General features: G+C 63.6%; 19 protein-coding genes. 7 read left to right on the top strand and 12 right to left on the bottom strand.

Going from position 1 to position 24597, the window contains the following annotated elements; all coding sequences use genetic code 11:
- Window positions 1-5 precede the first annotated feature (5 nt).
- Complete coding sequence (locus FHW83_RS10315) at window positions 6-977, top strand: ABC transporter permease (RefSeq protein ID WP_176646273.1); 972 nt, start codon at window positions 6-8, stop codon at window positions 975-977.
- Here the strand turns inward: FHW83_RS10315 and FHW83_RS10310 are convergent.
- Window positions 974-1330 carry a cytochrome c family protein gene (locus FHW83_RS10310; protein WP_176646272.1) on the bottom strand — a complete coding sequence of 119 codons (357 nt, stop codon included), beginning with the start codon at window positions 1328-1330 and terminating at the stop codon, window positions 974-976. The two genes, FHW83_RS10315 and FHW83_RS10310, sit on opposite strands and share 4 nt — an antisense overlap.
- Window positions 1327-1902 carry an NUDIX domain-containing protein gene (locus FHW83_RS10305; RefSeq protein ID WP_176646271.1) on the bottom strand — a complete coding sequence of 192 codons (576 nt, stop codon included), beginning with the start codon at window positions 1900-1902 and terminating at the stop codon, window positions 1327-1329. Before FHW83_RS10305 ends, FHW83_RS10310 begins: the two co-directional genes overlap by 4 nt.
- A gap of 68 nt (window positions 1903-1970) precedes the next feature.
- Here FHW83_RS10305 and FHW83_RS10300 point away from each other — a divergent pair, with 68 nt between their 5' ends.
- Both FHW83_RS10300 and FHW83_RS10295 read left to right on the top strand, forming a co-directional pair.
- A complete protein-coding gene (locus FHW83_RS10300; RefSeq protein WP_176646592.1) occupies window positions 1971-2726 on the top strand; it encodes a DeoR/GlpR family DNA-binding transcription regulator in 756 nt (251 codons plus the stop codon).
- Window positions 2727-2793: 67 nt separating this feature from the next.
- Window positions 2794-3666, top strand: coding sequence for an ABC transporter substrate-binding protein (locus FHW83_RS10295; protein ID WP_176646270.1), 873 nt, complete (start codon window positions 2794-2796; stop codon window positions 3664-3666).
- A 9-nt stretch (window positions 3667-3675) separates the two neighbouring features.
- Here FHW83_RS10295 and FHW83_RS10290 read toward each other — a convergent pair whose 3' ends face one another.
- The 10 genes from FHW83_RS10290 to puuE form a co-directional block, all read right to left on the bottom strand.
- Entirely contained in the window at window positions 3676-4713 is a 1038-nt protein-coding gene (locus tag FHW83_RS10290) for a S1/P1 nuclease (protein WP_176646269.1), read from the bottom strand.
- Window positions 4710-5933, bottom strand: a complete 1224-nt coding sequence (locus tag FHW83_RS10285; RefSeq protein WP_176646268.1) for a phospholipase D-like domain-containing protein — start codon at window positions 5931-5933, stop codon at window positions 4710-4712. The genes FHW83_RS10290 and FHW83_RS10285 overlap by 4 nt, the downstream gene beginning before the upstream one ends.
- A 14-nt stretch (window positions 5934-5947) precedes the next feature.
- Window positions 5948-7633: a bifunctional UDP-sugar hydrolase/5'-nucleotidase gene (locus tag FHW83_RS10280; RefSeq protein WP_176646267.1), complete on the bottom strand. Its 1686-nt coding sequence runs from the start codon at window positions 7631-7633 to the stop codon at window positions 5948-5950.
- A 75-nt stretch (window positions 7634-7708) separates the two neighbouring features.
- Entirely contained in the window at window positions 7709-11146 is a 3438-nt protein-coding gene (locus tag FHW83_RS10275) for a TonB-dependent receptor (protein ID WP_176646266.1), read from the bottom strand.
- 587 nt (window positions 11147-11733) lie between these two features.
- Window positions 11734-13176 (bottom strand): adenosine deaminase, encoded by a 1443-nt coding sequence (locus FHW83_RS10270; RefSeq protein ID WP_176646265.1) that lies wholly within the window; start codon window positions 13174-13176, stop codon window positions 11734-11736.
- A 13-nt stretch (window positions 13177-13189) separates the two neighbouring features.
- Window positions 13190-14497 (bottom strand): guanine deaminase, encoded by a 1308-nt coding sequence (guaD, locus tag FHW83_RS10265; RefSeq protein ID WP_176646264.1) that lies wholly within the window; start codon window positions 14495-14497, stop codon window positions 13190-13192.
- A 12-nt stretch (window positions 14498-14509) separates the two neighbouring features.
- Entirely contained in the window at window positions 14510-15508 is a 999-nt protein-coding gene (xdhC, locus tag FHW83_RS10260; RefSeq protein WP_176646263.1) for a xanthine dehydrogenase accessory protein XdhC, read from the bottom strand.
- The gene (gene xdhB / locus FHW83_RS10255; RefSeq protein ID WP_176646262.1) at window positions 15508-17841 is read right to left on the bottom strand and encodes a xanthine dehydrogenase molybdopterin binding subunit; all 2334 of its coding nucleotides are present in this window, start codon (window positions 17839-17841) and stop codon (window positions 15508-15510) included. Before xdhB ends, xdhC begins: the two co-directional genes overlap by 1 nt.
- A gap of 11 nt (window positions 17842-17852) precedes the next feature.
- Window positions 17853-19322, bottom strand: a complete 1470-nt coding sequence (gene xdhA / locus FHW83_RS10250) for a xanthine dehydrogenase small subunit (RefSeq protein WP_176646261.1) — start codon at window positions 19320-19322, stop codon at window positions 17853-17855.
- Between the two features lie 7 nt (window positions 19323-19329).
- The gene (puuE, locus tag FHW83_RS10245) at window positions 19330-20283 is read right to left on the bottom strand and encodes an allantoinase PuuE (protein ID WP_176646260.1); all 954 of its coding nucleotides are present in this window, start codon (window positions 20281-20283) and stop codon (window positions 19330-19332) included.
- Window positions 20284-20392: 109 nt separating this feature from the next.
- On the opposite strand from puuE, the gene uraH reads away from it, so the two are divergent.
- The 4 genes from uraH to FHW83_RS10225 all read left to right on the top strand — a co-directional run bounded on the left by uraH (window position 20393) and on the right by FHW83_RS10225 (window position 24500).
- On the top strand, window positions 20393-20746 hold the full coding sequence (gene uraH / locus FHW83_RS10240) for a hydroxyisourate hydrolase (protein ID WP_176646259.1): 354 nt from the start codon (window positions 20393-20395) through the stop codon (window positions 20744-20746).
- A gap of 18 nt (window positions 20747-20764) precedes the next feature.
- Window positions 20765-22258: a tetratricopeptide repeat protein gene (locus FHW83_RS10235; protein WP_229224119.1), complete on the top strand. Its 1494-nt coding sequence runs from the start codon at window positions 20765-20767 to the stop codon at window positions 22256-22258.
- Between the two features lies 1 nt (window position 22259).
- On the top strand, window positions 22260-23009 hold the full coding sequence (locus FHW83_RS10230; protein WP_176646257.1) for an APH(3') family aminoglycoside O-phosphotransferase: 750 nt from the start codon (window positions 22260-22262) through the stop codon (window positions 23007-23009).
- 210 nt (window positions 23010-23219) lie between these two features.
- A complete protein-coding gene (locus FHW83_RS10225; protein WP_176646256.1) occupies window positions 23220-24500 on the top strand; it encodes an HlyC/CorC family transporter in 1281 nt (426 codons plus the stop codon).
- Window positions 24501-24597 lie beyond the last annotated feature (97 nt).

Below are 24597 nucleotides of genomic sequence, written 5' to 3'. Positions count from 1 at the left end.
ACGATATGACTTTTGACGATCTCCATATCGGCAGCATCCTGGTATCGACCGTGCGCAACGCGCCGGTGCTGATTTTCGCTGGCATGGCCGGCCTGTTCGCGGAACGCTCGGGCGTGATCGACATCGGCCTGGAAGGCAAGATCCTGGCCTCGGCGTTTGTGTCGGCGGCGGTGGCCTTCACCACCCAGAATCCGTGGTACGGCGTGATGGCGGGCATGCTGGTGTCGGTGCTGCTGGCCACCCTGCAGGCCTACGTCGCCATTTCGCAGAAAGGCAATCAGCTGGTGGCCGGCATCGCCATCAACATCGCCATGAGCGGCCTGACCTTCGTGGTGGCGCAATACATCTTCCAGCAGGGCGGCCGCACGCCGGACCTGGGCGCGGCGCGCCTGTTCGACGTGGTGCTGCCTGGCTCCGCCGCGGTTGAAAACATCCCCTTCATTGGCTGGCTGTACGCGCATTTGATCGGCGGCCATTCGGTGCTGGTGTACGTGGCCTTCCTGCTGGTGCCGCTGGTGCATTGGATCGTCTACCACAGCCGCTTCGGCCTGCGCCTGCGCGCCTGCGGCGAGAACCCGCACGCGGCCGACGCGGCCGGCGTCAACGTCGAGCGCCAGCGTTACTTCGCCATGCTGATCGCCGGCGCACTGTGCTCGCTGTCCGGCGCTTATCTGGCGATCGTGCAGAGCGGCTTCTTCCTGCGCGACATGTCGGCCGGCGCCGGCTACCTGGCGCTGACCGCCATGGTGTTCGGTAACTGGCGTCCGCTGCACACCTTCCTCGGCTGCCTGATGTTCGGCTTCTTCGCCGCCGTGCAGATCCAGATCGAAGGCGTCGAGCTGCCGGTGGTGGGCCGCCTGCCGGGCGCGCTGATCCAGATGGTGCCTTACGTGCTGACCGTGATCGTGCTGGCCGGCCTGATGGCCAAGTCGGTGGCGCCGAAAGCGCTCGGCACGCCGTTCGTGAAGTCGCGCTAAAACGTCTTCATATAGGACAGCAGGTCGGCGACCTGCTGTTCATCCTTGATCCCCCAGAAGCGCATGGTCGTACCGGGCACCACGTCATGTGGCGCGCGCAGGTAGGCCGCCAGCGTTTTCTCGTCCCACGTCAATCCCGATTTCTTCATCGCCTCGGAATACTTGTAGTCCCTGGTGGATGCCGCGCGCCGTCCGATGATGCCGTTCAGCTGCGGCCCGTAACCGGCGCTCGCATACGGCCCCACCGCGTGGCAGGAGGCGCAGCGGCGGAACAGCAAGGCGCCGTTCTTCGGATCGCCAACGGCGCCGGCCTGTCCGGCCAACAGCAGAAGTACCAGCAGACAATTTTTCATAGCAGGTGCAGCGCGGCGTATTGCAGCAGCATGATGGTCTTGCCGTCGGCGATGCGGCCGTCGGCCATCATCCGCATGGCCTCGTCGATGTGCAGCTCCAGCACTTCGATATCCTCGCCCTCCTCCGCCACGCCACCGCCGGCGCCAACGCGCGCGGCCGGATCATATTCCGCCACAAAGAAGTACAGGCGTTCCGTCACCGAGCCTGGGCTCATGAAGGCCTCGAACACCTTGCGCACCTCGCCCACGCGGTAGCCGGTTTCCTCCTCCACTTCGGCCTTGATGCGGTCCTCCGGCGAGGCCTGGTCCAGCAAACCGGCGGCGGTCTCGATCAGGAAGCCGTCATGACCGTTGCCGTAGGTCGGAAAGCGGAACTGCCGCACCAGCAGCACCGTGCGCAGGGCGCGGTTGTACAGCAGGATGGTGGCGCCGTTGCCGCGATCATAGGTTTCGCGGGTCTGGCGCTGCCAGGTGCCGTCGCCGCGGCGGTAATCAAAGGTGGTTTTCTGCAGCAAAAACCAGTCGTCGGATAACACTTCTACTTTGTGAATGCGGATACGGTCTTCGGGCATGGCGATCTCCTATTGCGTTTATCTACAATATCATGCAATATCGTGCAATATCAAGAAAATTCATGCATATGCTGACACGCCAACGCAAAGAACTGCTGCTGGCCCGCCTGCACCAGGACGGGCAAATCGTCGCCAGGTCCCTCAGCGAGGAACTGGGCCTGTCCGAGGACACCATCCGCCGCGACCTGCGCGAACTGGCCAGCGAAGGTTTGCTGAAGCGCGTCCATGGCGGCGCCCTGCCCACCTCGCCGGCGCTGGGCAACTTCGCCGAGCGCCAGCGGATTTCCAGCGACGCCAAGCCCGCCATCGCGCGCGCGGCCGCAGCCATGATCGCGCCGGGACAAGTGGTGTTCATCGACGGCGGCACCACCGCCGTGCAACTGGCGCGCGCCCTGCCGTCCGACTTGCGCTGCACGGTGGTCACGCACAGCCCTTCGGTGGCGGTGGAGCTGACGCAGCACGCGCACGTTGAGGTGATCCTGATCGGCGGCCGCCTGTTCAAGCACTCCATCGTGGCCATGGGTCCCGGCGCGCTGGAAGCCATCGCGCAGATCCGCACCGACATCTACTTCATGGGCGTGTGCAGCCTGCATCCGGAAACCGGCATCAGCACCGGCGACTTCGACGAGGCCGGCGTCAAGCGCGCCATCAGCAACATGGCACAGCGCACCGTGGTACTGGCCTCGCCCGAAAAACTCAACACCGCCTCGCCCTACCAGATCGCCCCATTGTCGCAGGTGAGCGCCATCGTGGTGAACGCGGATATTCCGGAATCGCTGATCGCGCCCTATCGCGACATGGGGATCGCCATCACTAGGGCTTAGGCGCTGGATGTGGCAAACTAGCCGGATGACGACATTGGATGTATTTAGCGCGCGCACCGCATGCCGCATGCTGCTGACCGCAATGTGCCTGGCGGCCGCCTGTTATGCCGGCGCGACCACGCGCGTGGTCTACCCGCTCACCAGCCTCGATGACGTGGACAGCCGCTACGAGTACGACTGGGCGGTGCTGCGCGTGGCGCTGCAGAAGACCGAGCCGCGTTACGGTCCGTTCGAGTTGCACCAGTCCACCCACCCCATGTCCTCGCAGCGCGTGGCGCAGGAATTGCTGATGCCGGGCGGCCGCATCAACGTGTTCGCCCGCGCCACCTCGGTGGAACTGGAGCGGCAATTCGTTCCGGTGCGCGTGCCGATCGACCGCGGCTTGCTGGGCTACCGCCTGTTCCTGGTGCGCGATGCCGACCTGCCGCGCTTTGCCGCCGTGCGCAAGCTCGATGACCTGCGCAAGCTGCGTGTCGGCCAAGGCAAGGACTGGATCGATGTGCCCATCCTGAACAATGCAGGCATCGAGGTCATCGAAGGCACCAGCTACCCTGGCCTGTTCGCGATGCTGGAGGCCGGACGCTTCGATTTCTTCTCGCGCGGGATCGACGAGGCGCAGCGCGAATTCCGCGAGCGCCGCAAAGCCTATCCGCACATGGTGATCGAACCGACCTTGCTGCTGCATTATCCGCTGCCGCTGTACTTCTTCACGCGGCGCGACCCGGAGGGCAAGCTGCTGGCGCGGCGCATCGCGGATGGCATGGAGATCATGATCAGGGACGGCTCGCTGAACGCCCTGTTCCAGCAGTACAAGGGCGAAAGCATCAAGGCCGGCGCGTTGCAGAACCGGCGCGTGCTGCGGATCGAGAATCCTCACCTGACGCCAGAGACGCCACTGTCGCGCAGCGAACTCTGGTTCAATCCTTTGACCGGGAAATAGCGCGGCGGGTTACGGCCAGATCGCCTGCAGCACCGCCGCCAGGCGATAGCCGCCGGTGGTCAGCTGCGCCTTGGCGGCGGCCGACGATGGCACCGGATAATCGTCCGGCACGGTGAGCGGCCACACGTTGTACAACTCGCCGGTGGTCTTGCTGGTCTGCTGCCCCATCTTGCCGGGCACCGCGTCGGCATAGGCCAGCTTGGCCACCGTCAGGGTCTGATCGGCCCACTGATACGGCCAGGTGAGCGGATCGCCGCTGCTGGCGGCCACGATCGGATGCTCCGCGATCACCATCTGCGCGAACTGCTCCGGCGTGCGCGCGCCGATGCGGCGGAAGGCGTAGTTCACCACCGTGGTGTCCCAGTACGAATGGAAGGCGCGCGTGGCTTGTGGCGTGGCTGGCTTGTCGTCGGCCGGGATCAGGCGCGAGCTGCTGGCCACCAGTTTGGCATCGTCCAGCAGCAGGTTGTTGCCGCCCTGCGTGGCAAAGGCTTCCTTGTCGTCCAGCTGCCGCTGCGTTGGCACCACAAAGCCACCACGCTTGCCGACGTAGCCTTCGCCCACGTGCAGCGGCTGTGCGATGTCGCCGCTCAGGTGCGTCAGTATCAACAACGCCTGGCGCGGCGTGAAGTTGTGCGGGTTGGTGCGCGCGTCGCCCTTCCCTTGCAGCACGGCGATGCATTGCTTGAGCGTCTGCACGATATCGTGATCGGTGGTGCCGACGCCGTGGTCTTCGTAATGCGGCAACTGGTACGGCACGTCGGTGTAGTGGTACTCGGCGTGCAGCGGATTGGCGGTGGTGTAGGCCACCATCTCCTCGGTTTGCGGACCGCAGTAAGTGCCTTTCACGCAGTCCGCCCAGGTGGCGATCCTGGCCAGGTTCTCGCCCGGCAGCAGCAAGGCTTGCACCTGCTTCTCGGCGTTGCTGCCCTTGATCAGTTGATCGGCGATCGCGCCCACCGCCCGGTGGCCGTCGTTGCCCCATGCGTGGGCGTTCAGCGATACGAAGGCGCTGCCCAGCGCCAGGATGCATGCGAGTTTCTTCATTCGGGACTGCCTTTCGACGGCTTGGGATATTGCTTGTTGATGTCGAGGACTTGCGCGTACGACGAGCGCCACGTCTGCTCCTGCAAGGCCGCGAGGCGCTGCGCCATTTTCTCGTTGCGCATCACCACTTCCAGGTTGCGCGACAGGTCGAAGTAGCCGCCGCTCCAGTTGCTGGTGCCGACCCACGCGATCTGGTTGTCGATCACCATGGTCTTGCTGTGGATGACGCGCGCGAACGGAATGAAGCCGCTCGAGGCCACCGGCAGCGTCACCACGCGGATCTCCACGTTGGGCAGCACGGCCAGGCTTTTCAGGTAGGCCTGCGCTGGTTGCTCAAGGTTCCAGTTGGAGACCATCAGCTTGATCTTCACGCCACGCTGGGCCGCCGCGCGCACCGCGTTGTCGATCACGGCGTAGTAAGGTCGGGTGCCTTTCGGCCCGTAGCTCAGCGGCGCGTAGTCGAGCAGCTGGATACGGACCTCGCTCCGGGCTTCCGCCAGCAGCGCCGGCAGGCCGGTTTCCGAATCGCCGACGCCGGCCGGGTTGTACTGGTTGGGGCTGGACAGCAGGAAGGCGTCTTGATGAATGTCCGCCAGCGCGGTGCGCGCGTTCAGCACCGGTGCGATCTGGCCCTGCGAGGTCAGGGCCTGCGCGCGCCAGTCCTGGTTGAAGATGGCCAGCACCTGCGCCACCACTTTCGGATCGGTGATGCGCAAGCCGGTTTCGTGGATGTGTTCAAACGAGCGCCAGTCGAAGTTCTGGCTGCCGACGTAGGCGGTCGCGCCATCCACCACCAGGTACTTGGCGTGGATGATGCCGTTGCCGGTCAGCTTGTTGAAATCCAAAACGCGCAATTCCAGATTCGGAATCGCCTTCAGGCGATCGAGGGTCGGCTGCTCCGACAGGCCCACGCCTTTCTGGTCGAGCAGGAAGCGGATCTTCACGCCACGCTTGCCGGCGGCCTCCAGCCGCTCCACCACCTTTTCAAACACGCTGCCCGGCTTGACCACGGCGTAGAACTGGCCGATGACGATTTCGCTTTTGGCGTTGTCGAACAACTCGGACCACACCTGCGCGGCGCTGCGCAGGTCATCGCTGTGCAGCGGCGTTTCGACCGGCGCGGTCTGCACCAGCTCATAGCCGGGAATCGAAAACTCGGCGCGCGCCGGCGCCGCCAGCACGGCCGCCGCGACCAGGGCGGAAAGTAATATCTTACGCATGAAGACTCCTTGGTTTATTCCACGCGCTGGTAACGCGTCCCAGGCGCGGCCGCGCCGGCGGGACGTTGTTCCTGTTCGCGCTTAATCAGGTAATTGGTCAGCGCGTCGATATCGCGCACGTTGGTCGGCGCGCGGCCGCTGCCCTTGGTGAAGGTCGGGAAGCCATCGCCGCCCTCGGCCAGGAAGTTGTTCGTGACCACGCGGTACGAGCTGTCCATTTGCAGCGGCGTGCCATTCAGCTTGACGCTGCCCGGCACGATCCTGCGGCCTTCGGGCCGGCTCGCGTCCCACGCGTAGCTGAAGCCCTCCGACACCTGCAGCAAGCCACGCTTGACATCGCGCCCGCCCAGCCATTGTTCTTCCAGCAGTTCGACGATCTGCGCGCCGCGCAGATTCATCACCACCAGCGCATTCCCGAACGGCAGAACGGCCATGGCGTGGCCCAGCGTGACGCGGTTGCCCGGGCCGGATTCCAGGTCCTGGCGGATGCCGCCCGCATTCTGCAGCGCGATCTGCGCTCCGTAGGCGCGGCCCGCGTACAGCATGGAATCGGCCACCAGATCGCCCAGCGCCGATTCGCGCGCGTGGTCCGCTTCGCGCTTCACGCTGGGCACGGCCAGCGCGGCGATCGGTTGCGCCAGCGCGGCGGTACTGCGCGCGCGCGCCTGCTTCAGATAGGCTTCCAGCGCAGGATCGGCCGGCCAGGCGCCGGGCATCATGACCTCCTGCCGCGCGGCGACGTCGCGCACGCTGTTGGTGTTGTTGTCGACCGTCAGGCGGATGCGGCTCATCACGTGGCCGCCCATGTCGGCCTGCGTGACCAGCCGCCCGTCGACCTTGCACAGATAGCCCTGGTGCGAGTGGCCGCTGATCACCAGTTTGATCGCCGGATCGAGGCGCTTGACCACGTCCACGATCGGGCCTTTGAGGTTGGCGCAATCCTGCTGGTCGAATTTATCGGTGGTGCGGCCGCCCTGGTGGATCAGCACCACGAACACGCCCACGCCCTGCTGGCGCAGTTCCGGCAGCTGGCGGTTGATGGCGTCCGCCTCATCGACAAATTCCAGGCCGGCGATGCCGGAGGCCAGCGCCGATTCGGCGGTCTCGCGCAGCACGGTGCCGATCAGGCCTACCTTCACGCCATGCGCGGTTTCGATCTTATACGCGGGCAGCACCGGCTTGCGCGTCACCATGTCAATCACGTTGGCGGCCAGGTACTGGAACTGCGCGCCTTCATAGGTGCCGGCGAACTTGCAGGCCTTGTCGGCGCGCGGCGAGACGCAGCCGCCCTTCTGCTGGCGCAGCAGTTCCATGCGGCCCTGGTCGAATTCATGATTGCCGACCGAGGTGGCGCGCAAGCCAAGCAGGTTCATGGCGCCGATGGTCGGTTCGTCGGCCCACATGGCCGAGATGGCGGGACTGGCGCCGATCAGATCACCGGCGCCGACCAGCAGCAGTTCCGGGTCCTGCTTGCGCCAGGCCTGCAGCGCCGCGCCCAACGTGTCGATGCCGCCGGCCCGGATCACGCGTTCGCCGCCGCCGGCGGCGCTGTCCAGCGTGTACTTGCTGGCCTCCAGATTGCCGTGGAAATCGTTCAACGCGACCAACTGGATTTCGGTCACGTCCTGTGGGGGCAAGGGTTGCCGCGATGCGCAGCCGGCCAGCGCCGCCACCACCACCAGGCTCAGGTATTTATTCATAGTCGCGTATTGTACAAATAAAAAAACGGCTGATGTTGCCACCAGCCGTTTTGAATCACTACGTTACAGACGCGCTTAGAATTCGTACTTGACGGTCGCCTGCACTGCCCACTGCGATTCGCCCTTGACCTGGCGCACATCCAGCGCTTCCACAGCATCGCGCACCTTGTAGATGTACTTGCCGCTAGCATCCAGACCAACGTAATCAACGAAGCTGCGTGCCTGGGCGCCAGCTGCCTGGAAGCCCACTTCGTTGATACGGCCCCACTTCTTGTTCAGCAGGTTGCCGAAGTTGAAGATATCCAGGGTGAACGAAGCCTTATGACCTTTGAAGATGCCAGGAATTTCCTGGGACAGGCGCAGGTCGAAGGTGTTGGTCCATGGCGAGAAGTCGGTGTTGCGACCCACCACGCCGCCAGCGGCTTTCTTCAGCGCTGGGTTGGCGTTGACGATGGACCAGAACTTGTCTTCGTTGGCGTGGTTGGTGGCGGTGTCGCCGGCGAACACCACCTGGCCCGAACCTGGCGCCGAAGGGATGTACATCAGGTCATTGCCGGACAGCGAGTCGCCGTTCAAGTCATTGTTGATGGTCCAGCTGTACGGCTTGCCGGTACGGCCTTCGTAGAACATGCCGAAGGTGGTTTTGTACGAACCGAAGAAACGCTTCTGGAAGTTCACCAGCGCGCTGACACGGTCTTTCACCAGGTAGCTCGAGTTGGCGCTCACTTCCTCGTTCGGGTTGAATACCGAACGGCCCGAGAAGTTCGAGCTCGAAGTCGACGAGGTCAGTGGCGACACTTCGCGCGCTTCGGTGTAGGTGTACGCCACCGACCATTGCAGGCCGTTGGTCATTGGACGGCTCAGCGAGGCGGTAAGCTGCTTGCTGCCGCCCAGCTTGGTGCCGGTAGCCACCAGCACGTTGTTGTAGGCGGCGTTGCTGCCGGCCTTGTTACGTGCAGGCGTGGTGCCGGTGCTGCCGCAGGTGGCGCCGGTGGTCACGAACGAGCCGGTCGACGACCAGCAAGCGGTGTTGTAGCCGCCCGAGGTGTAGTACAGCTCACGACCGTCGGAACCGATCTTGGTTGGCTTGCCCAGGTTCAGGTTGCGGTAGTAGATGCCGTCCTTGACGTCGGTCTTCAGCGCTTCCAGGCCCAGTACGATGCCGTACCATGGCAGTTCCGCGTCCAGCGCAATGTTCGACTTCCAGACCGATGGCTGCTTCAGGCCAGGGGCCAGGGCGTCGACGTTGATCTGCGCCGCGCTGGTGCCGCCGCTCAGCACGGTAGGCTGCTTGTTGATGTCAGGCGTGAAGGTGCCGCCAACCGATGGGCAGGCACGGGTCGACGAGTTGCAGCTGATGCTCGAAGTGGCCACGCCAGGGTTAGAGAACGGGTTGGACAGCCACACGGTCGCTGCCGCGCCCTGGAACAGGCCGGCGCCGCCGCGGATCTGGGTTGGCAGTGCGCGGTCCAGCTTGTAGTTGAAGCCGGCACGCGGCTGCCAGACGTTCTGGCCGTCGAAGGTGACGGTGTTGTCGATGCCGAAGCCGCCGGTCTGGCGGCCGTTGACGTCAGGACCCACCGGGTTGGCCACACCGGCGTTACGCAGCGGACGGTCGCCCATGCGGGTGGCGTCCAGGCGCACGCCATAGCTCACGGTCAGGTTGTTGTTGACGGTCCAGGTATCCTGCACGAAGGCGCCCAGATTCTTCATGCTGAAGGTCGATACCGCCTGGTCCAGCGAGTAGCCTGCATTCGGGATCTGCACGGTGTACGACGATGGACGGCCGATGCGGAAGTTTTCCAGCACGGCAGCCTGCATGTCGGCGTTGCTCAGCTTGCCGCAATCGGCCAGCGGGGCGTTATTCAGGAAGGCGTAGTTCCAGCCGTTGACGCACGAGAAGGTGTAGTTGCCCCAGATGTTTTGCAGGAAGGCGTTGTACACATCGTTCTTGCTGTAGTCGCCGCCGAACTTGATTTCGTGGTCACCCACGGCCCAGTTGGCGCCCAGGTAGGCGTCCTTGGTCTTGGTGCCCAGGATGTTGCGGTGACGGCTGTTATCGGTGCCGAAGAACAGGCTGCGCGCGGTGGTCGGCACGGCGGCCGGGGTGCCCGGGGCGTTGGCGCCGGTGAACGACAGCGCGATCAGCGGCAGGTTGGAATTGAGGGTCGGCACGCTGTCATAGTCGCGCGACGACACCTTGAACTCGGTCGAGAAGGTCGGGGTCCAGTCGGCGGTCCACTGGCCCACCAGGGTCTCGATGGTCTTGCCCTGCGAGTACCACTCGGAGTTCAGCGACAGGCCGGTCGCGCTCATGCCGCTGAATTGCGGTTCGGCTTGCTTGGTCTTCGAGTAGCGCACCATGGCGCGGTGGTTTTCGTTGATGTTCCAGTCCAGTTTGACCAGGCTGTCATCCACCACCAGCTGCGAACCGGCGGTCAGGCTGGAGTCGCCGATGTTGATGCCATAGGTGTTCTTGGCGATATCCTGGGCGGCGGTGATGGCCGACTGGTTGATGCCGACGTTGGTGAACGGGCTGCCGATCGGGCCGAACGACGGCGCGTTACGGGTCGATTCCAGTTTTTCGTACGCGGCGAAGATGAACAGCTTGTCTTCGATCAGCGGGCCGCCAACGGTGGCGCCCTTGGTGGTTTCCTTGAACGGCGCCGGTGCGCTGTAGGTGTCGGTGGTGGCGTTGTAACGGTCGCCGGCCAGCTTGTCGTTACGGAACACGTAATAGACGCTGCCCTTGACCTTGTTGGTGCCCGACTTGGTGACGGCGTTGATGTTGCCGCCGGTATAGCCCTTCTGGGTGACGTCGTAGTTGGCCACGTTGACCTGCACCGACTGGATCGCCTCGATCGAGATCGGCTGCTTGGCGGTCGGGCTGCCGTTCGACTCCAGGCCGAAGGTGTCATTCACGGCCACGCCGTCGATGGTCAGCGAGTTGTAGCGCGAGTTCTGGCCGGCCACCGACATCTCGCCGCGTTCCTTGTCGGTCTGGGACACGCGCGGGTCGGCGCGGGCATAGTCTTGCAGGTTGCGGTTGATCGAACCCTGGATGGCCAGCTCGGTGGCGGTGATGCTGGTGCCGGCGCCCATGTTGGACTTGGAGAAGCGCTCCGAACGGCCGCCAGCGGTGCCGGTCACCGTCACCGACTGCATGGCAGGGCCGAGGGTGGCATCGACGTTGGCGGTTTCCGCCAGCTGGATGTAGACGTTTTCGCGTTTCTCGGTAATGCCGTCTTTGGTGATCGTGATCGTGTACGGACCACCGGTGCGCAAACCGCGCTGAACATAACGACCTTCGGCGTCGGTGACGACGTTGCTGACGGTGCCCGATTCCACGTGGGTGATGGTCACGGTGGCGCCGGCGGCTGGCTTGCCGTCGGTGGCCGAGATGCGGCCGCCAATTGCCGAGGTGGTGTTCTGTGCGAAGGCCGGTGCGGTCGCTAGCGCGATCGACAGGCTGAGCGCGATTTGCGTCAGCTTGAGCCGTTTATGATTGATCATTGTATAACCTCAAAAAAGACTAATAGTTATATGGAACCCCGCTGGTGGCGGGTATTTCCCTCTTTTACTTATGCTGCAACTGGTCTGGGCGTCCAATCCCGGCGTGCCAAGGGCAGCGGGTGAGTGTAACGACCTAATATGTCAGGGCCATGACGTGTTTATGACAACTGCGTGACATCAACAAGGGCATCGGGAAGGCGAAAATCTTGCCTTTTTGGATCATTTCTGTGAACTATGAAGCAAGGAAAAATACGTGACAAATACGATTTAATTTATACATTAAGACGATAAACGTATAAATAAGTCATAAGCAGGTCACAAAAACATGACTCACATATCAGGCTGACAACAGGCGGGCCAAATTATAAGCCACCGTTGCCAGTATGAAATCCATTCATTAACAAATACACAAAAAGACTGAGCGGCGGCTCTGATTTATGTCGCGGGGAGGCTACACAATTATCAGAAAAAGACTTGCTTTTGATAATTATTGTGTTTTATGACAGCACGTAGGATAGCGCTGGAAGGGAAATGAGTTTGTAACAAACGGGGCGTTTGTGGATTGCACGCCACAAACGCCCCGTTTTTCAGCGCCCGGCCCGGGTCTGGGCGGCCGCGATCTCGGCTTCGAATTTGGCGAACTTGCCGTCCAATGCCTTCAAAAGACGCTGCTTGTCGGGGTCGGCCAGGAAGGAATAGCGGATGCTGTCATATGACAGTTTTTTGACTTCGGCGTAATCGGGCTGGTAGCGCGCCGCGTACAGCACGTACTCGCCGGACAGATTATTACGCGAGACGCCGGCGTCGTCGGTCGACAGCACGTACGGCACGCCATACTTGCGGTACAGGGTGACCGGGTGGGCCTGCTCCTTGATCCCCAGGATAAAGTCGTTACTGCTGAGGTTTACCTCGACCGGAATCCTCGCATCACGCATTTTTTTCATGATGGCCAGCGGGTTGCTCTCGTGGGCGATGTCCATGCCGTGGCCGATGCGGCTGGCGCCGGCCACGTCGATCGCATCCTTGATGTGGAAGGTCAGGCCTTCCGGCGGCACCATGCCCAGCGACAGCTCGCCGGCGTGCAGCGCCAGTTTCACGCTCGGATACTTTGACTTCAGGAACTTAAACATTTGCATGTGCAACGCGTAGTCGCGCATGGAGACGTTCACGCTCTCCTGCCCGACGATGTTGACGCCGACGATCTTCGGATGGCTGGAGGCCAGCTTGAAGCTCGACACGATCTGCGAATACACCTGCGACGGCGACAGGAAACGCAGCGCGAACGGCTGGTAGCGCAGCGTGAACTGTTCGTCGTCGATGCCGGCGCCGGACTTGTTGACGTTGTCGATATAGCTGGCGATCCAACCCTGGAACGCCTGGTCCTTTTCCAGCTTGGCGCTGAGCGCGGCGAAGTCCGCCTCGGTCACGCCGCCGGCCAGCGCCTTCTTGTCGAAGTCCTCGTCCTTGGCGATCGGCGCGATCTCGAAGATGGTTTCGATGTAGCTCAGGTTTTCCTGGATGGCGCGTTGCTTCAGGCGCTGCAGGCCGTCGGCGGTGTTGGTCGAGGAGACCGGGTTAAAGTAGGCAAAGGTGTCGAAGAACTGACGGTCCGGCGGCGACTGGACGGCGCCGTGATTGTAGAAATCCTTGTCCGACCAGCGCTGCAGCAGGTTGGCCAGCAGCGTGTTGTCGTTCATGACGTCCTGGCCGGACACGCATGCGCCGGCAGGCTTGCTCTTTTCGATGGTGTAGGTGGTCTTGTTCACGCACAGACCCTCCTTGTCCACCCATTCCAGATACTGCTCGGCGTAGATCGCGCCCGAGTAGTGGTGATGCAGGTCGCCGCCCTTGGGCATCATGGTGAAGAACATCGTCAGCTCGGCCAGTTTCGGCGCCTTGCCCGGCGCGACCAGCGACGCGAAGTGGCGTTTGGTGGCTTCCTCGTTGGCGTTGGCGTCGCGTGCCTGCGCCGATGGCAGTGCGCACAGCACGGCGGCGGCCAGGGCGATGGCGGTGAGGTTGTTCTTCATGCGTGGTTCCTTATCAAGTCGTTTCGCGGACATGCACCTGCTGGCCGGCGGCATAGGTGGCGGCGATGGCGCGGTCGTCACCCAGCAGGGCCAGTGCGAACAGCAGTTCCTCCAGGCTGCCGCTGCGCGCGGTGCGGCGTTGCAGCAGCGGCGTGGCTTGCGGATCAATGACGATGAAGTCCGCCTCCGCGCCCTGCGCGAAATTGCCGATCGTGCCTTCCAGCTGCATGCTGCGCGCGGCGCCCAGCGTGGCGAGATAAAACATCCGCAGCGCCGGCAGGTAACTGCCCTTCAAGCGCGCTACTTTATAGGCTTCATTCATCGTTTGCAACATGGAGAAGGAAGTACCGCCGCCGACGTCGGTGGCCAGCGAAAGCAGCACACCCGCTTCGTCGGCGCGTTCGAAGTCGAACAGGCCGCTGCCGAGGAACAGGTTGGAGGTCGGGCAGATGGCGGCGGCCGACTGGGTTTCGGCCATGCGCTGGCGGTCGCGCTCATCGAGCCAGATGCAGTGGCCGTACATCGCGCGCGGGCGCATCATGCCGTAGCTGTCGTAGACGTCAATGTAGCTGCGCGACTTGGGAAACAGCTCGCGCACCCATGCGCATTCGGCCTCGTTTTCCGAAACGTGGGTCTGGATGAAGGTGTCCGGATAGGCGCGCGCCAGTTCGCCGGCCAGCCGCAGCTGCTCCTCGGTCGAGGTGGGGGCGAAGCGCGGCGTGATGGCGTACAGCGAGCGGCCGCGCTTGTGCCAGCGCTGGATCAGGGCTTCGGTGTCACGCGCGCTGGATTCGGCGGTGTCACGCAGGAAGTCGGGGCAGTTCCGGTCCATCATCACCTTGCCGGCGACCATGCGCAGGCCGCGCTGCTCGCTGGCGGCGAAGAAGGCATCCACCGATTGCGGGTGCACGGTGCAGTAGACCATGGCGGTGGTGGTGCCGCAGCGTAGCAGCTCATCGAGGAAGAAGTCGGCAACGTTGGCGGCGTAACCGCTGTCCTCGAACTGGCGCTCGGAGGGAAAGGTGTAAGTCTCCAGCCAAGGCAGCAGACCTTCCGACGGCGATGCGATCATGTCGGTCTGCGGATAGTGCAGATGGGTGTCGATAAAGCCGGGCATCAGCAGTTTGCCGCTGTAGTCGTGCACCACGGCGCCGGGTGGCAGCGTGGCATGCAGCGCGGTGTAGTCGCCGGCCGCTTTTACCTTGCCGTCTTCGATGATCAGCAGGCCGTCCTCGTGCCAGTCGTGCGCGTTGTCGTTGAACGCTGGATCGGCGAGAAAGTGCAGCAAGCTGCCACGGTAGGCTTGCAAGTTGGAGGTCATGATGGGTCTTTCTTAAATCGGAGTTCTAAACTGGTCTTCCCAGACCATCAGCAATTGCGCGCACACGGAAGCGGCGATGGCGGCCGGCAGCTTGCTGCGGATACCCGGCAGGCCGATGGGGCAAACCATTTGTTCGATGCGCTCTTGCGGCAGGCCGCGCGCGGCCATGCGGCGCTCGAATTGTACGCGCTTGGTGTCGGAGCCTATCAGGCCGAACCAGCCGACGTCCGCGCGCGCGAGGATGGCCTCGCACAGGCGCTGGTCCAGCGCGTGACTGTGGGTCATCACGAGATAGCTGGCGTTTGGCGGCGCGGCGGCGACGCAGGCCTCCGGCATGTCGGTCGCTTCGATGGTGACGTTGGCCGGCACCTCCGCGGGGAACATGTCCTCGCGCTCATCCACCCAGGTGACGGTACAAGGCAGCTCGCCCAGCGTGCGCACAAGCGCCGCGCCGACGTGACCGGCGCCGAACAGCACCAGATGCGCGCGCGGCGCGAGGCAGGGATCGACCAGCCAGGACCGCCCCGCTTGGTCGCGCATGACGTGCGTGCCGCGCTCCCGGTCGCACTCCGGCGGATTCCCCGGCGTACCGGCGACGGCCGCACCATCGGCATCGAGCAGCACCGCACACGGCGGCCCGTCGATGGCGCTGAGCCGCCAGTTGTCCTCACGCCGGCGCGCGCGCAAGGCCTCCAGCACGTCGGCAAGCGACGCGTCCACCAGCTCAAACGCCAGATGCACCACGCCGCCGCAGCACTGGCCCAGCGTCGGCCCGAGGGCGTAGCGCTCCAGCCGGGGCGACGCGACGGCGCCGCTGGCGGCGCTTTTCAGCATCGCCCGCGAGACCTCGACGGCGCACATCTCAAGATGGCCGCCGCCTATCGTGTCATGCTGGCCGCGCGCCGTCACCAGCATCCTGGCGCCGGGCTCGCGGGGACCGGAGCCCTCCACGATCGCCACCGTCACCAGGACCGCCGGTTCGGAAACCCGCGCTGTCAGCCACGCATCCATCACGCCGCCATTTCCACGGCGGACACCGCCCGCAAGATCTCTTCACTGGTGGCCGGCGCGTTCAGCGGCGGGTTGACGCGATGGCCGCCCACCGACGAAATCGCATCACGGATCGCGAAGAACACCGAGAACGGCAGCAACAACGGCGGCTCGCCCACCGCCTTGGAGCGGTGGATACTATCCTCCACATTCCCGTTATCAAACAGCTTGACACGGAAATCCTCCGGGCAATCCGAGATTCCCGGAATCTTGTACGTGGACGGCGCATGCGTCATCAGCTTGCCGGCCGCGTTCCACCACAGCTGCTCCGTGGTCAGCCAGCCCATGCCCTGAATGAACGCGCCCTCCACCTGGCCGATGTCGATGGCGGGATTCAGCGAACGCCCCGCGTCATACAAGGCGTCCGCGCGCAGCAGCTTCCATTCTCCGGTCAGCGTGTCCACCACCACCTCGGAAACGGCCGCGCCATAGGCGTAGTACGAGAACGGGTGCCCGTTCATCGTCTTCGGATCCCAGTGCAGCCCCGGCGTGGCGTAAAAGCCATCGGACCACAACTGCACCCGCGCCAGATACGCCTTCTGCACCAGCTCAGGGAAAGCCACCTTGTGGCCGTTCACATGCACGTGATTATCGGAGAAGCGCACCGGCTGTCCATCCTCGTCGCCGTACAGCTTGACCGCATATGCCGCCAGCCGCTCACGAATCTGTCGTGCCGCATCCTGCGCCGCCTTGCCGTTCAAATCCGCCCCGGTGGACGCTGCCGTGGCGGAGGTGTTCGCCACCTTGCTGGTATCGGTCGCCGTCACGCGGACATGCGACAGGTCCACGCCCAGTTCATGCGCGACCACCTGCATCACCTTGGTGTTGATACCCTGCCCCATCTCAGTGCCGCCGTGATTGACCAGCACCGAACCATCGACATACACATGCACCAGCGCACCGGCCTGATTCAGGTGGGTGACGTTGAAGGCGATCCCGAACTTGAGCGGCGTGAACGCAATGCCCTTCTTCAGCACTGGGCTGGACGCGTTGAACGCCTCAATCGCCTTGCGACGCGCGCGGTACTCGCTGGTCTGCTCCAGCTCCGCCGTCAGCGCCTCGATCACGTTATCGACAATCTCCTGTCCATACGGCGTCACGTTCCGTTCCGTCTTGCCATAGAAGTTGAGGCGGCGGATATCGAGCGCATCACGTCCCAGATTACGCGCGATCTCGTCGATGATGTACTCGATCGCTATCGCACCCTGCGGGCCGCCAAAGCCCCGGAACGCCGTATTCGACTGCGTATTGGTCTTGCCGCAACCGGCGCGGATATCCACGTCCGACAGGTAGTAAGCGTTATCGAAGTGGCAGACCGCCCGCGTCGCCACAGGGCCGGACAAGTCGGCCGAGAAGCCGGCGCGCAAGGTCATGTCGACGCGCGCGGCCAGAATCTTGCCGTTGTCGTCGTAACCCACCTCGTATTCATAATAGAAGCAGTGGCGCTTGCCGGTGACGAGCATGTCGTCATCGCGGTCCGCGCGCAGCTTGACCGGGCGGCGCAACTTGGCCGCCGCGATGCCGGCCGATGCGGCCCACAAGGCCGACTGCGACTCCTTGCCGCCAAAGCCGCCGCCCATGCGGCGGCATTCCACCTGCACCTTGTGCGAATGCACGCCGATGGCATGCGCCACCACGTGCTGCATCTCGCTCGGGTGCTGCGTGGAACACTGCACCAGCAGGCTGTTGTCTTCCTTCGGAATCGCGTAGGCGATCTGCCCCTCAAGGTAGAACTGTTCCTGACCGCCGACGAACAACTGCCCCCTCACCACGCGTGGCGCCATGTCAAACGCCGTCTGGTAGTCGCCGCGCTTGAGCTGCATCGGCGGCAGCACGTACGAGTTGGCCGCCTTGGCTTCCTGCGGCGTGAAGATGGCCGGCAATTCCTCGTAAGCCACCACCGCCTTGCGCGCGGCGCGGCGCGCATTGTCATGCGTATCCGCCACCACCATGAATGTCGGCTGGCCGACGTACATCACCTCCTCCACCGCCCAGATAGGATCGTCGTGGATGATGGGACCGCAATCGTTGGTGCCGACGATATCGGCGGCGGTGTACACCGCCACCACGCCCGGCGCGGCGCGCACCGGCGCCAGATCCATCGAGACGATGCGCGCATGCGCCTTGGACGACAAGCCCAGCGCCGCGTGCAGCGTGCCTTGCAGCTCGGGGATATCGTCGGTGTAAGTGGCCTGGCCCAGCACGTGCAGCTCGGCCGATTCGTGCGGGCGGGCGACGCCCACCGCTTTCCAGTCGGTCGCGGTGATCGCGGATGGAGCAACGGGTTGATTCATGATGGCTCCTTTCAGGCGCGGCAAGCGAAGGCGTTGACGGCATCGGCCGCAAGCGGCGCGTCGGCGCGCGTCTCCAGCCAGAAGCGGCGCAGCAGGTTCTGCGCCGTCTGCATGCGGTAACTGCTCGATGCGCGCATGTCCGACAGCGGCGCAAAGTCCTGCCGCAGCATATCCATCGCCACGCGCAAATTGGTTTCATTCCAGCGCAAGCCGGTCAGCGCGGCCTCCGCGCGCGGCGCCCGGCGTGGCGTGGCCGCCATGCCGCCGAAGGCGATGCGGGCATCGACAACCTGGTCGCCATCCAGCGTGAACGCGAACGCCGCGCACACCGCCGAGATATCCTGGTCGAAGCGCTTGGCCAGCTTGTAGGTGCGGAACCGTACGTCCGCGCGCGGCAGCGGTACACGCATGGCGGCGACGAATTCGTCGGCCTGCAGATCCTTCTTCTGATAATCGAGGTAGAAGGCTTCCAGCGCCAGCACGCGCTGGCCGGAAGGGCCTTGCAGCACCACCTCGCTGCCCAGCGCGATCATCCAGGGCATGGAATCGCCGATCGGCGAACCGTTGGCGACGTTGCCGCCCAGCGTACCGGCGTTACGGATCGGCAGCGAGGCAAAGCGCTGCCACAACTCGCCCAGCTCCGCCGGATACAGCTTGCACAGGGCCTCATACGCATCGTTCAGCGACACGCCAGCGCCAATCTCCAACATGCCGTCCTTCTGCCGCACGGACTGCAGCGCGCTCACATGGCCGAGATAAATGATGTCGCCCAGTTCGCGCATCTGCTTGGTCACCCACAGGCCGATGTCGGTGGAGCCGGCCAGCAGTGTGGCTTTCGGATGCGCGGCGCGCAGCGCCACCAACTCCTCCAGCGTGCGCGGCGCATGGAAGGCTTGCCCCTGCGCGGTGTAGGTCGAACCGGCCTCGCGTTGCAAGGCTTGCAGTTGCCGCGTCAGCGCGGCGCGGTCGAACGATACTTTCGGCAGCTCGGTCATGCGATGGGCGGCGTCGATAATCGGGCGGTAGCCGGTGCAGCGGCACAGGTTACCGGACAGGCAATCGTCAATCTCCTTGCGCTGCGCGGGCTGGCCATCCTTGTCGAGATACATGCCCCACAAGGACATCACGAAACCCGGCGTGCAGAAGCCGCATTGCGAACCGTGGCATTCCACCATCGCCTGCTGCACCGGATGCAGCGTGCCATCCGGCTGCTGCACGTCTTCGACCGTGAACAGGGCCTTGCCATCGAGCGTGGGCGCGAACTGGATGCAGGAATTCACCGCCTTCATCTCCAGCTGCCCTTGCGCGTTCAGACTGCCCACCACCACCGTGCAGGCGCCGCAATCGCCCTCGGCGCAACCTTCCTTGGTGCCGGTGCAATGCAGATCTTCGCGCAAATGCTGAAGCACGGTGCGGGTTGGTGCGGCGTCGTGGATTTCCTGGACGGCGCCACGGTAGTAAAAGCGTATCGGTTCAGACATCACAATCTCATTCTGCAAAAGGGTGCGTGTTGCGCCAGTGTTCCGCGATATCGATGCGGCGCGTGATCCAGACGTTGTCGTGCTTCTGCACATAATCGAGGAAGCGCGCCATCGAGGCGGCGCGCGCCGGACGGCCGATCAGGCGGCAGTGCAGGCCGATATTCAGCATCTTCGGCCGGTTCAGGCCATGCGGATCGCCCTCGGCATACAGCACGTCAAACGCGTCCTTCAGGTAATCGAAGAACTGGGTGCCGGAGTTGAAGCCTTGCGCGGCAGCGAAGCGCATGTCGTTGGTGTCCAGCGTGTACGGAACGATCAACTGCGGCTCGCTCACCGCCTGGCCTTGCGCGTTGGTGAAATCCACCTTCTGCCAGAACGGCAGGTCGTCGCCGTAGTAGTCCGAGTCGTAGCGGAAGCCGCCATGCTCCATCACCAACCTGCGGGTCTGCGGCGAATCGCGGCCGGTGTACCAGCCTTGCGGCGCGCTGCCGGTCAGTTCGCGGATGATATCGACCGCTTCCTTCATGTGCGCGCGCTCGGTGGCTTCATCCATATTCTGATACGAGATCCAGCGCAGGCCGTGGCAGGCGATTTCGTGGCCCAACTCCTTGAACGCCGCCACCGCTTCCGGATGACGCTTCAAGGCCATCGACACACCAAAGATCGTCAGCGGCAGCTTGCGTTCCTCGAACATGCGCAGCACGCGCCACAGGCCCGCGCGCGAACCATACTCGTACAACGACTCCATGCTCATATGGCGGTTGCTGAACGAGGCCGCGCCGATGATCTCGGACAGGAAGGTCTCGGAGCCGGCGTCGCCATGCAGCACGCTGTTTTCGGCGCCCTCCTCGTAATTCAGCACGAATTGCAGGGCGATGCGGGCCTTGTTCGGCCACTGGGCATGCGGCGGCCGGGGGCCGTAGCCGATCAGGTCGCGCGGGTAGTTGTCGTAAGTGGTCATGGCGCTGGCAAGTCTATGGGTAATATATCTCCAATCATATATGCCTACGTCCATGGCAGTATATGATTTCGACAATAGATACCTGTCACAAGCAAATATAGGACCAATCATGGGCAAACTCAGTACGCACGTTCTCGACATCACGCAAGGCAGGCCGGGCGCCGGCGTCAAAGTGGCTTTGTATGCGGTGGACGCGCAGGGCCGCACCCTGTTGAAAACCGACGTCACCAACGCCGACGGCCGCTGCTCCAGCCCCCTGCTCGAGGGCGACGCACTGAAACAGGGCAAATATGAGCTGGTGTTCAGCGCCGGCGACTATTTCGCCGCGCAGGGCGTGGCGCTGCCGGAGCCGCGCTTCATCGACGAGGTGACGCTGGCGTTTGGCGTGGCGCACGCGGACCAGAACTACCACGTGCCGCTGGTGGTGTCGCCTTGGGCCTATTCCACCTATCGCGGCAGCTGATTTGATAAGATGCGGCCTATGACTGAATCATTGGCCGCATCCTTACTTCAACAAGCCGTCGAGCTGCACCAGCAGGGGCGTCTGGAACCGGCGCAGGCGCTATACCGGCAGGTGCTGGAACTCGATCCGCGCCAGTTCGATGCGCTGCATCTGCTGGGGGTCATCGCGCGCCAGCAAGGCGACACCGACGGCGCCATCGACCTGATCTCGCGCGCGCTGGAGATCGACAACGCGCAGGCCAACGCGCACTGCAACCTCGGCGTCGCCTTGCTGGACGCCGGCCGCGCCGACGAGGCGCTGGCCAGCCATGAGCGCGCGCTGGCGCTGAATCCGTCCTATGCGCTGGCGTGGAGCAATCGCGGCAACGCGCTGCGGCGGCTGCGGCGTCCCGATGAAGCGCTGGACAGCTACCAGCGCGCCTTGCAATTCAAGCCCGACTACGCGGAAGCGCACTGCAACCGCGCCATCGTCTTGCAGGATCTGGGCCGCTATCCCGACGCGCTGGGCGCGGCCGAGGATGCGCTCAACATCAAGGACCGTTACGCCGACGCCTGGCTGGCGCGCGGCAACGCGCTGCACTGCCTGCGCTACCTGCCGGAAGCGGTGGAAAGCTTCGACCGCGCCATTCACCTGCGTCCCGACTGGGCGGAGGCATACTGCGCACAGGGCATGTCGCTGCACCGGCTGGGCGAGTTTGGTGCGGCAGTGGACAGCTATGACCAGGCGCTGAAGCACCGTCCCGATTACGCGCTGGCCCACTACCATCGCGGCAACGCCCTGCGCGCGCTGGACCGGCGCGAAGAAGCCATCGCCGCCTACCGCGCCGCGCTGGCGCATGGCGACAATCCGGAGACCATCGCCTTCGCGCTGGCCTCGGTGGGCGCAGGCGAAACGCCGGCCGCACTACCGAACGACTACGTTCGCTCGCTGTTCGACCAATACGCCAACCACTTCGACCAGCACCTGACCGAAGTCCTGGGCTACAAAACGCCGGCCGTACTGGACGCGCTGCTGCGGCATGTGGCGCCATCGAGCGAGCTATCGACCGTGGACCTGGGCTGCGGCACCGGCTTGTGCGCTCCCTACCTGCGCGCGTACTCGCGCAAACTGGTTGGCGTCGACCTGTCGCAACAAATGCTGGACAAGGCCGCCGAACGAAAGCTGTACGACAAACTGGCCTGCGACGACCTGACTGGCTATCTGAATGGCCACGAGGCCTCGTTCGATTTGGCGGTGGCGGCCGACGTCTTCGTCTACATAGGCGACTTGGCGCCGGTGTTCCGCGCCGTGCACGCGGCGCTGCGTCCGGGCAGCCGGTTCTGCTTCTCGGTGGAGGCCGGCGACGGCGCCGATTACGTGCTGCGCCCCTCCAACCGCTACGCCCACACGCTGGAGTACTTGCAGCGACTGGCCGCTGCGACCGGCTTTACCATCCTCGCATCGCAAGCCATGGAGGCGCGCCAGGAGAACGGCGTCCCCATCGCCGCGCATGCACTCATCATGACGAAATAATATGCAAGCAATCAAACGGTTTATTGGCGACGCTGCCTTGCAGCGCGATGAAATTGGTGAATCACCATGCACGGTGCACAGCTTCCGGCGCGGGAAAGAACTTTATTTTCTCAAGACCTCGCCGGCGATCTACGCCGATACCACTTACAGCGTGCTGCGCGAAGCCGCCGTGCTGCAATGGTTGTCAGGCAAAGTGAACGTGCCGGAAGTGGTGCTGACCGCGCAGGACGCGCAGCAGGAATACATGATCACCCGCGCCGTGCCAGGCCTGCCGCTGGCCGCGCATCTGGAAGACCGGCAGCGCGCGCTGGCGGTATTCAAGGAAGCGTTGCGGCAAATGCAATCGATCCCCATTGCCGATTGCCCGTTCGACTCCAGCGCCGCCGTGCGCCTGCGCGAACTGGCATTCCTGATCAGCCAGGGCCTGATCGACGAAGACTACGACCTCGACGCCTGGCCCGACCTCGCCACGCCGCAGGACCTGCTGGCGCGGCTGCATGCCACCATGCCGCAAGAAGACCTGGTCTTCTCGCACGGCGACCTTGGCGACAGCAACATCTTCGTCACCGACAAGGACGAACTCCACTTCATCGACCTTGGCCGAGGCGGCAAGGCCGACCGCTGGCTGGACATCGCCTTCGCCCACCGCAACGTGCGCGAAGAGCTCTCCGCCGACCTCGCCGCCCAACTGCTCGCCACCGACCAACCCGCCAAACGCGCATTCTTCGAACAACTCGACGAGTTGTTTTAAATTCGGGGTCAGCTCTGACATTCGGACAGCTAACGCTAACGTTTGAGCTATATCAATACGCAAAAATGCTTGAATTTGCGTATTGATCCACATCAAAGATTATGCGCGCGTGTCCGAATGTCAGAGCTGACCCCGAATCTGGGTGGGCAAACTTGCACACATCACATCATTCCCTTAGAATCGGAACCATTGCCCATTCCTCTATCCCCCTTGGATACCGTGCCCTTTTGGGTGCAATTTCTTGCACTCTTCCTCCTGATTCTCTGCTCGGCCTTCTTCGCGATGGCGGAGACCGCTTTGATGGCGGCCAATCGCTATCGCCTGCGCCATGAGGCCAAACGCGGCAGCCGCAGGGCCATCACCACGCTGTGGCTGCTCGAACGCACCGACAAGCTGCTGTCGCTGGTGCTGATCGCTAACACCCTGTTCAACGCCGCCGCCACCGCGCTCGTCACCTCGATCGCCATCCAGGCCTTCGGCCACGACGATAACGTCATCACCCTGTCCACCGGCGGCGTGGCTTTCCTGCTGATTGTGTTCGCGGAAATTTCGCCCAAGGTGATCGGCGCCACCTTCCCGGAGAAGATCGCCCTGCCCACCAGCATGGTGCTCAAGCCGCTGATGTCGCTCTCCAAGCCGATGATCTGGTTCGTCAATCTGTTCGTGTCGCAGCTGCTGAGGGTGTTCGGCATCAAGGCCGGCTCGCACGCGCACGATACCCGCCTGTCGCCCGAGGAGCTGCGCTCGATCGTGTTGGAAGGCGGCAATTTCATTCCGCAAAAGCACAAGAGCATTCTGCTCAATCTGTTCGACCTGGAGACCATCTCGGTCGAGGACATCATGACCCCGCGCTCGCAGATCGAGGCGCTGGACCTGGAAATGCCGGTGGAAGAGATCATGCGCGAACTCACCACCTGCTATCACAACAAGCTGCCCGTCTATGAAGGCGAGATCAACCGCATCGTCGGCATCCTCCACGTGCGCAAGGCGGTGGCCCTGCTGAACCAGGAGGACGAGCTGACCGCCGATCACCTGCGCGCCCTGCTCACCACGCCCTATTTCATTCCGCAGGACACGCGCCTGTTCACCCAGCTCCAGTACTTCCAGGAGAACAAGGAACGCCTTGGCATCATCGTCGATGAGTACGGCGAGGTGCAGGGCCTGGTCACGCTGGACGATATCATCGAGGAGATGATCGGCGAGTTCACCACCTCCACCCCGAGCGCCGCCAAGGCCGACAGCTTCGGCTGGGACGCCCACGGCGTATGCCTGCTGGACGGCGCCACCCCGCTGCGCGACGTCAACAAGCGCCTCGGCCTCAACTTCCGGCTCGACGGCCCCAAGACCCTGAACGGCATGCTGCTGGAATTGTTGCAAGAAATTCCAGACGCGCCCATCAGCATCAAGGTCGACCAGTGCATCGTCGAGGTGGTGCAGGTCCACGACCAGGCCATCAAAGTCGTCAAATTGCGACGCCCCGCCGCCCGCTGAGCGCTGTAAAAGCAGGCAAACGCGTGGGCGCACGCAACAGAGCGGAGTAAAATTGTTGCACGGGCTTTACAAAAATAATGCCTGAGAGCATCATCGC

This window comes from Duganella sp. SG902 (assembly GCF_013376005.1).
GTDB lineage: Bacteria > Pseudomonadota > Gammaproteobacteria > Burkholderiales > Burkholderiaceae_D > Rugamonas.
This window is presented reverse-complemented; position numbering and strand designations above follow the sequence as displayed.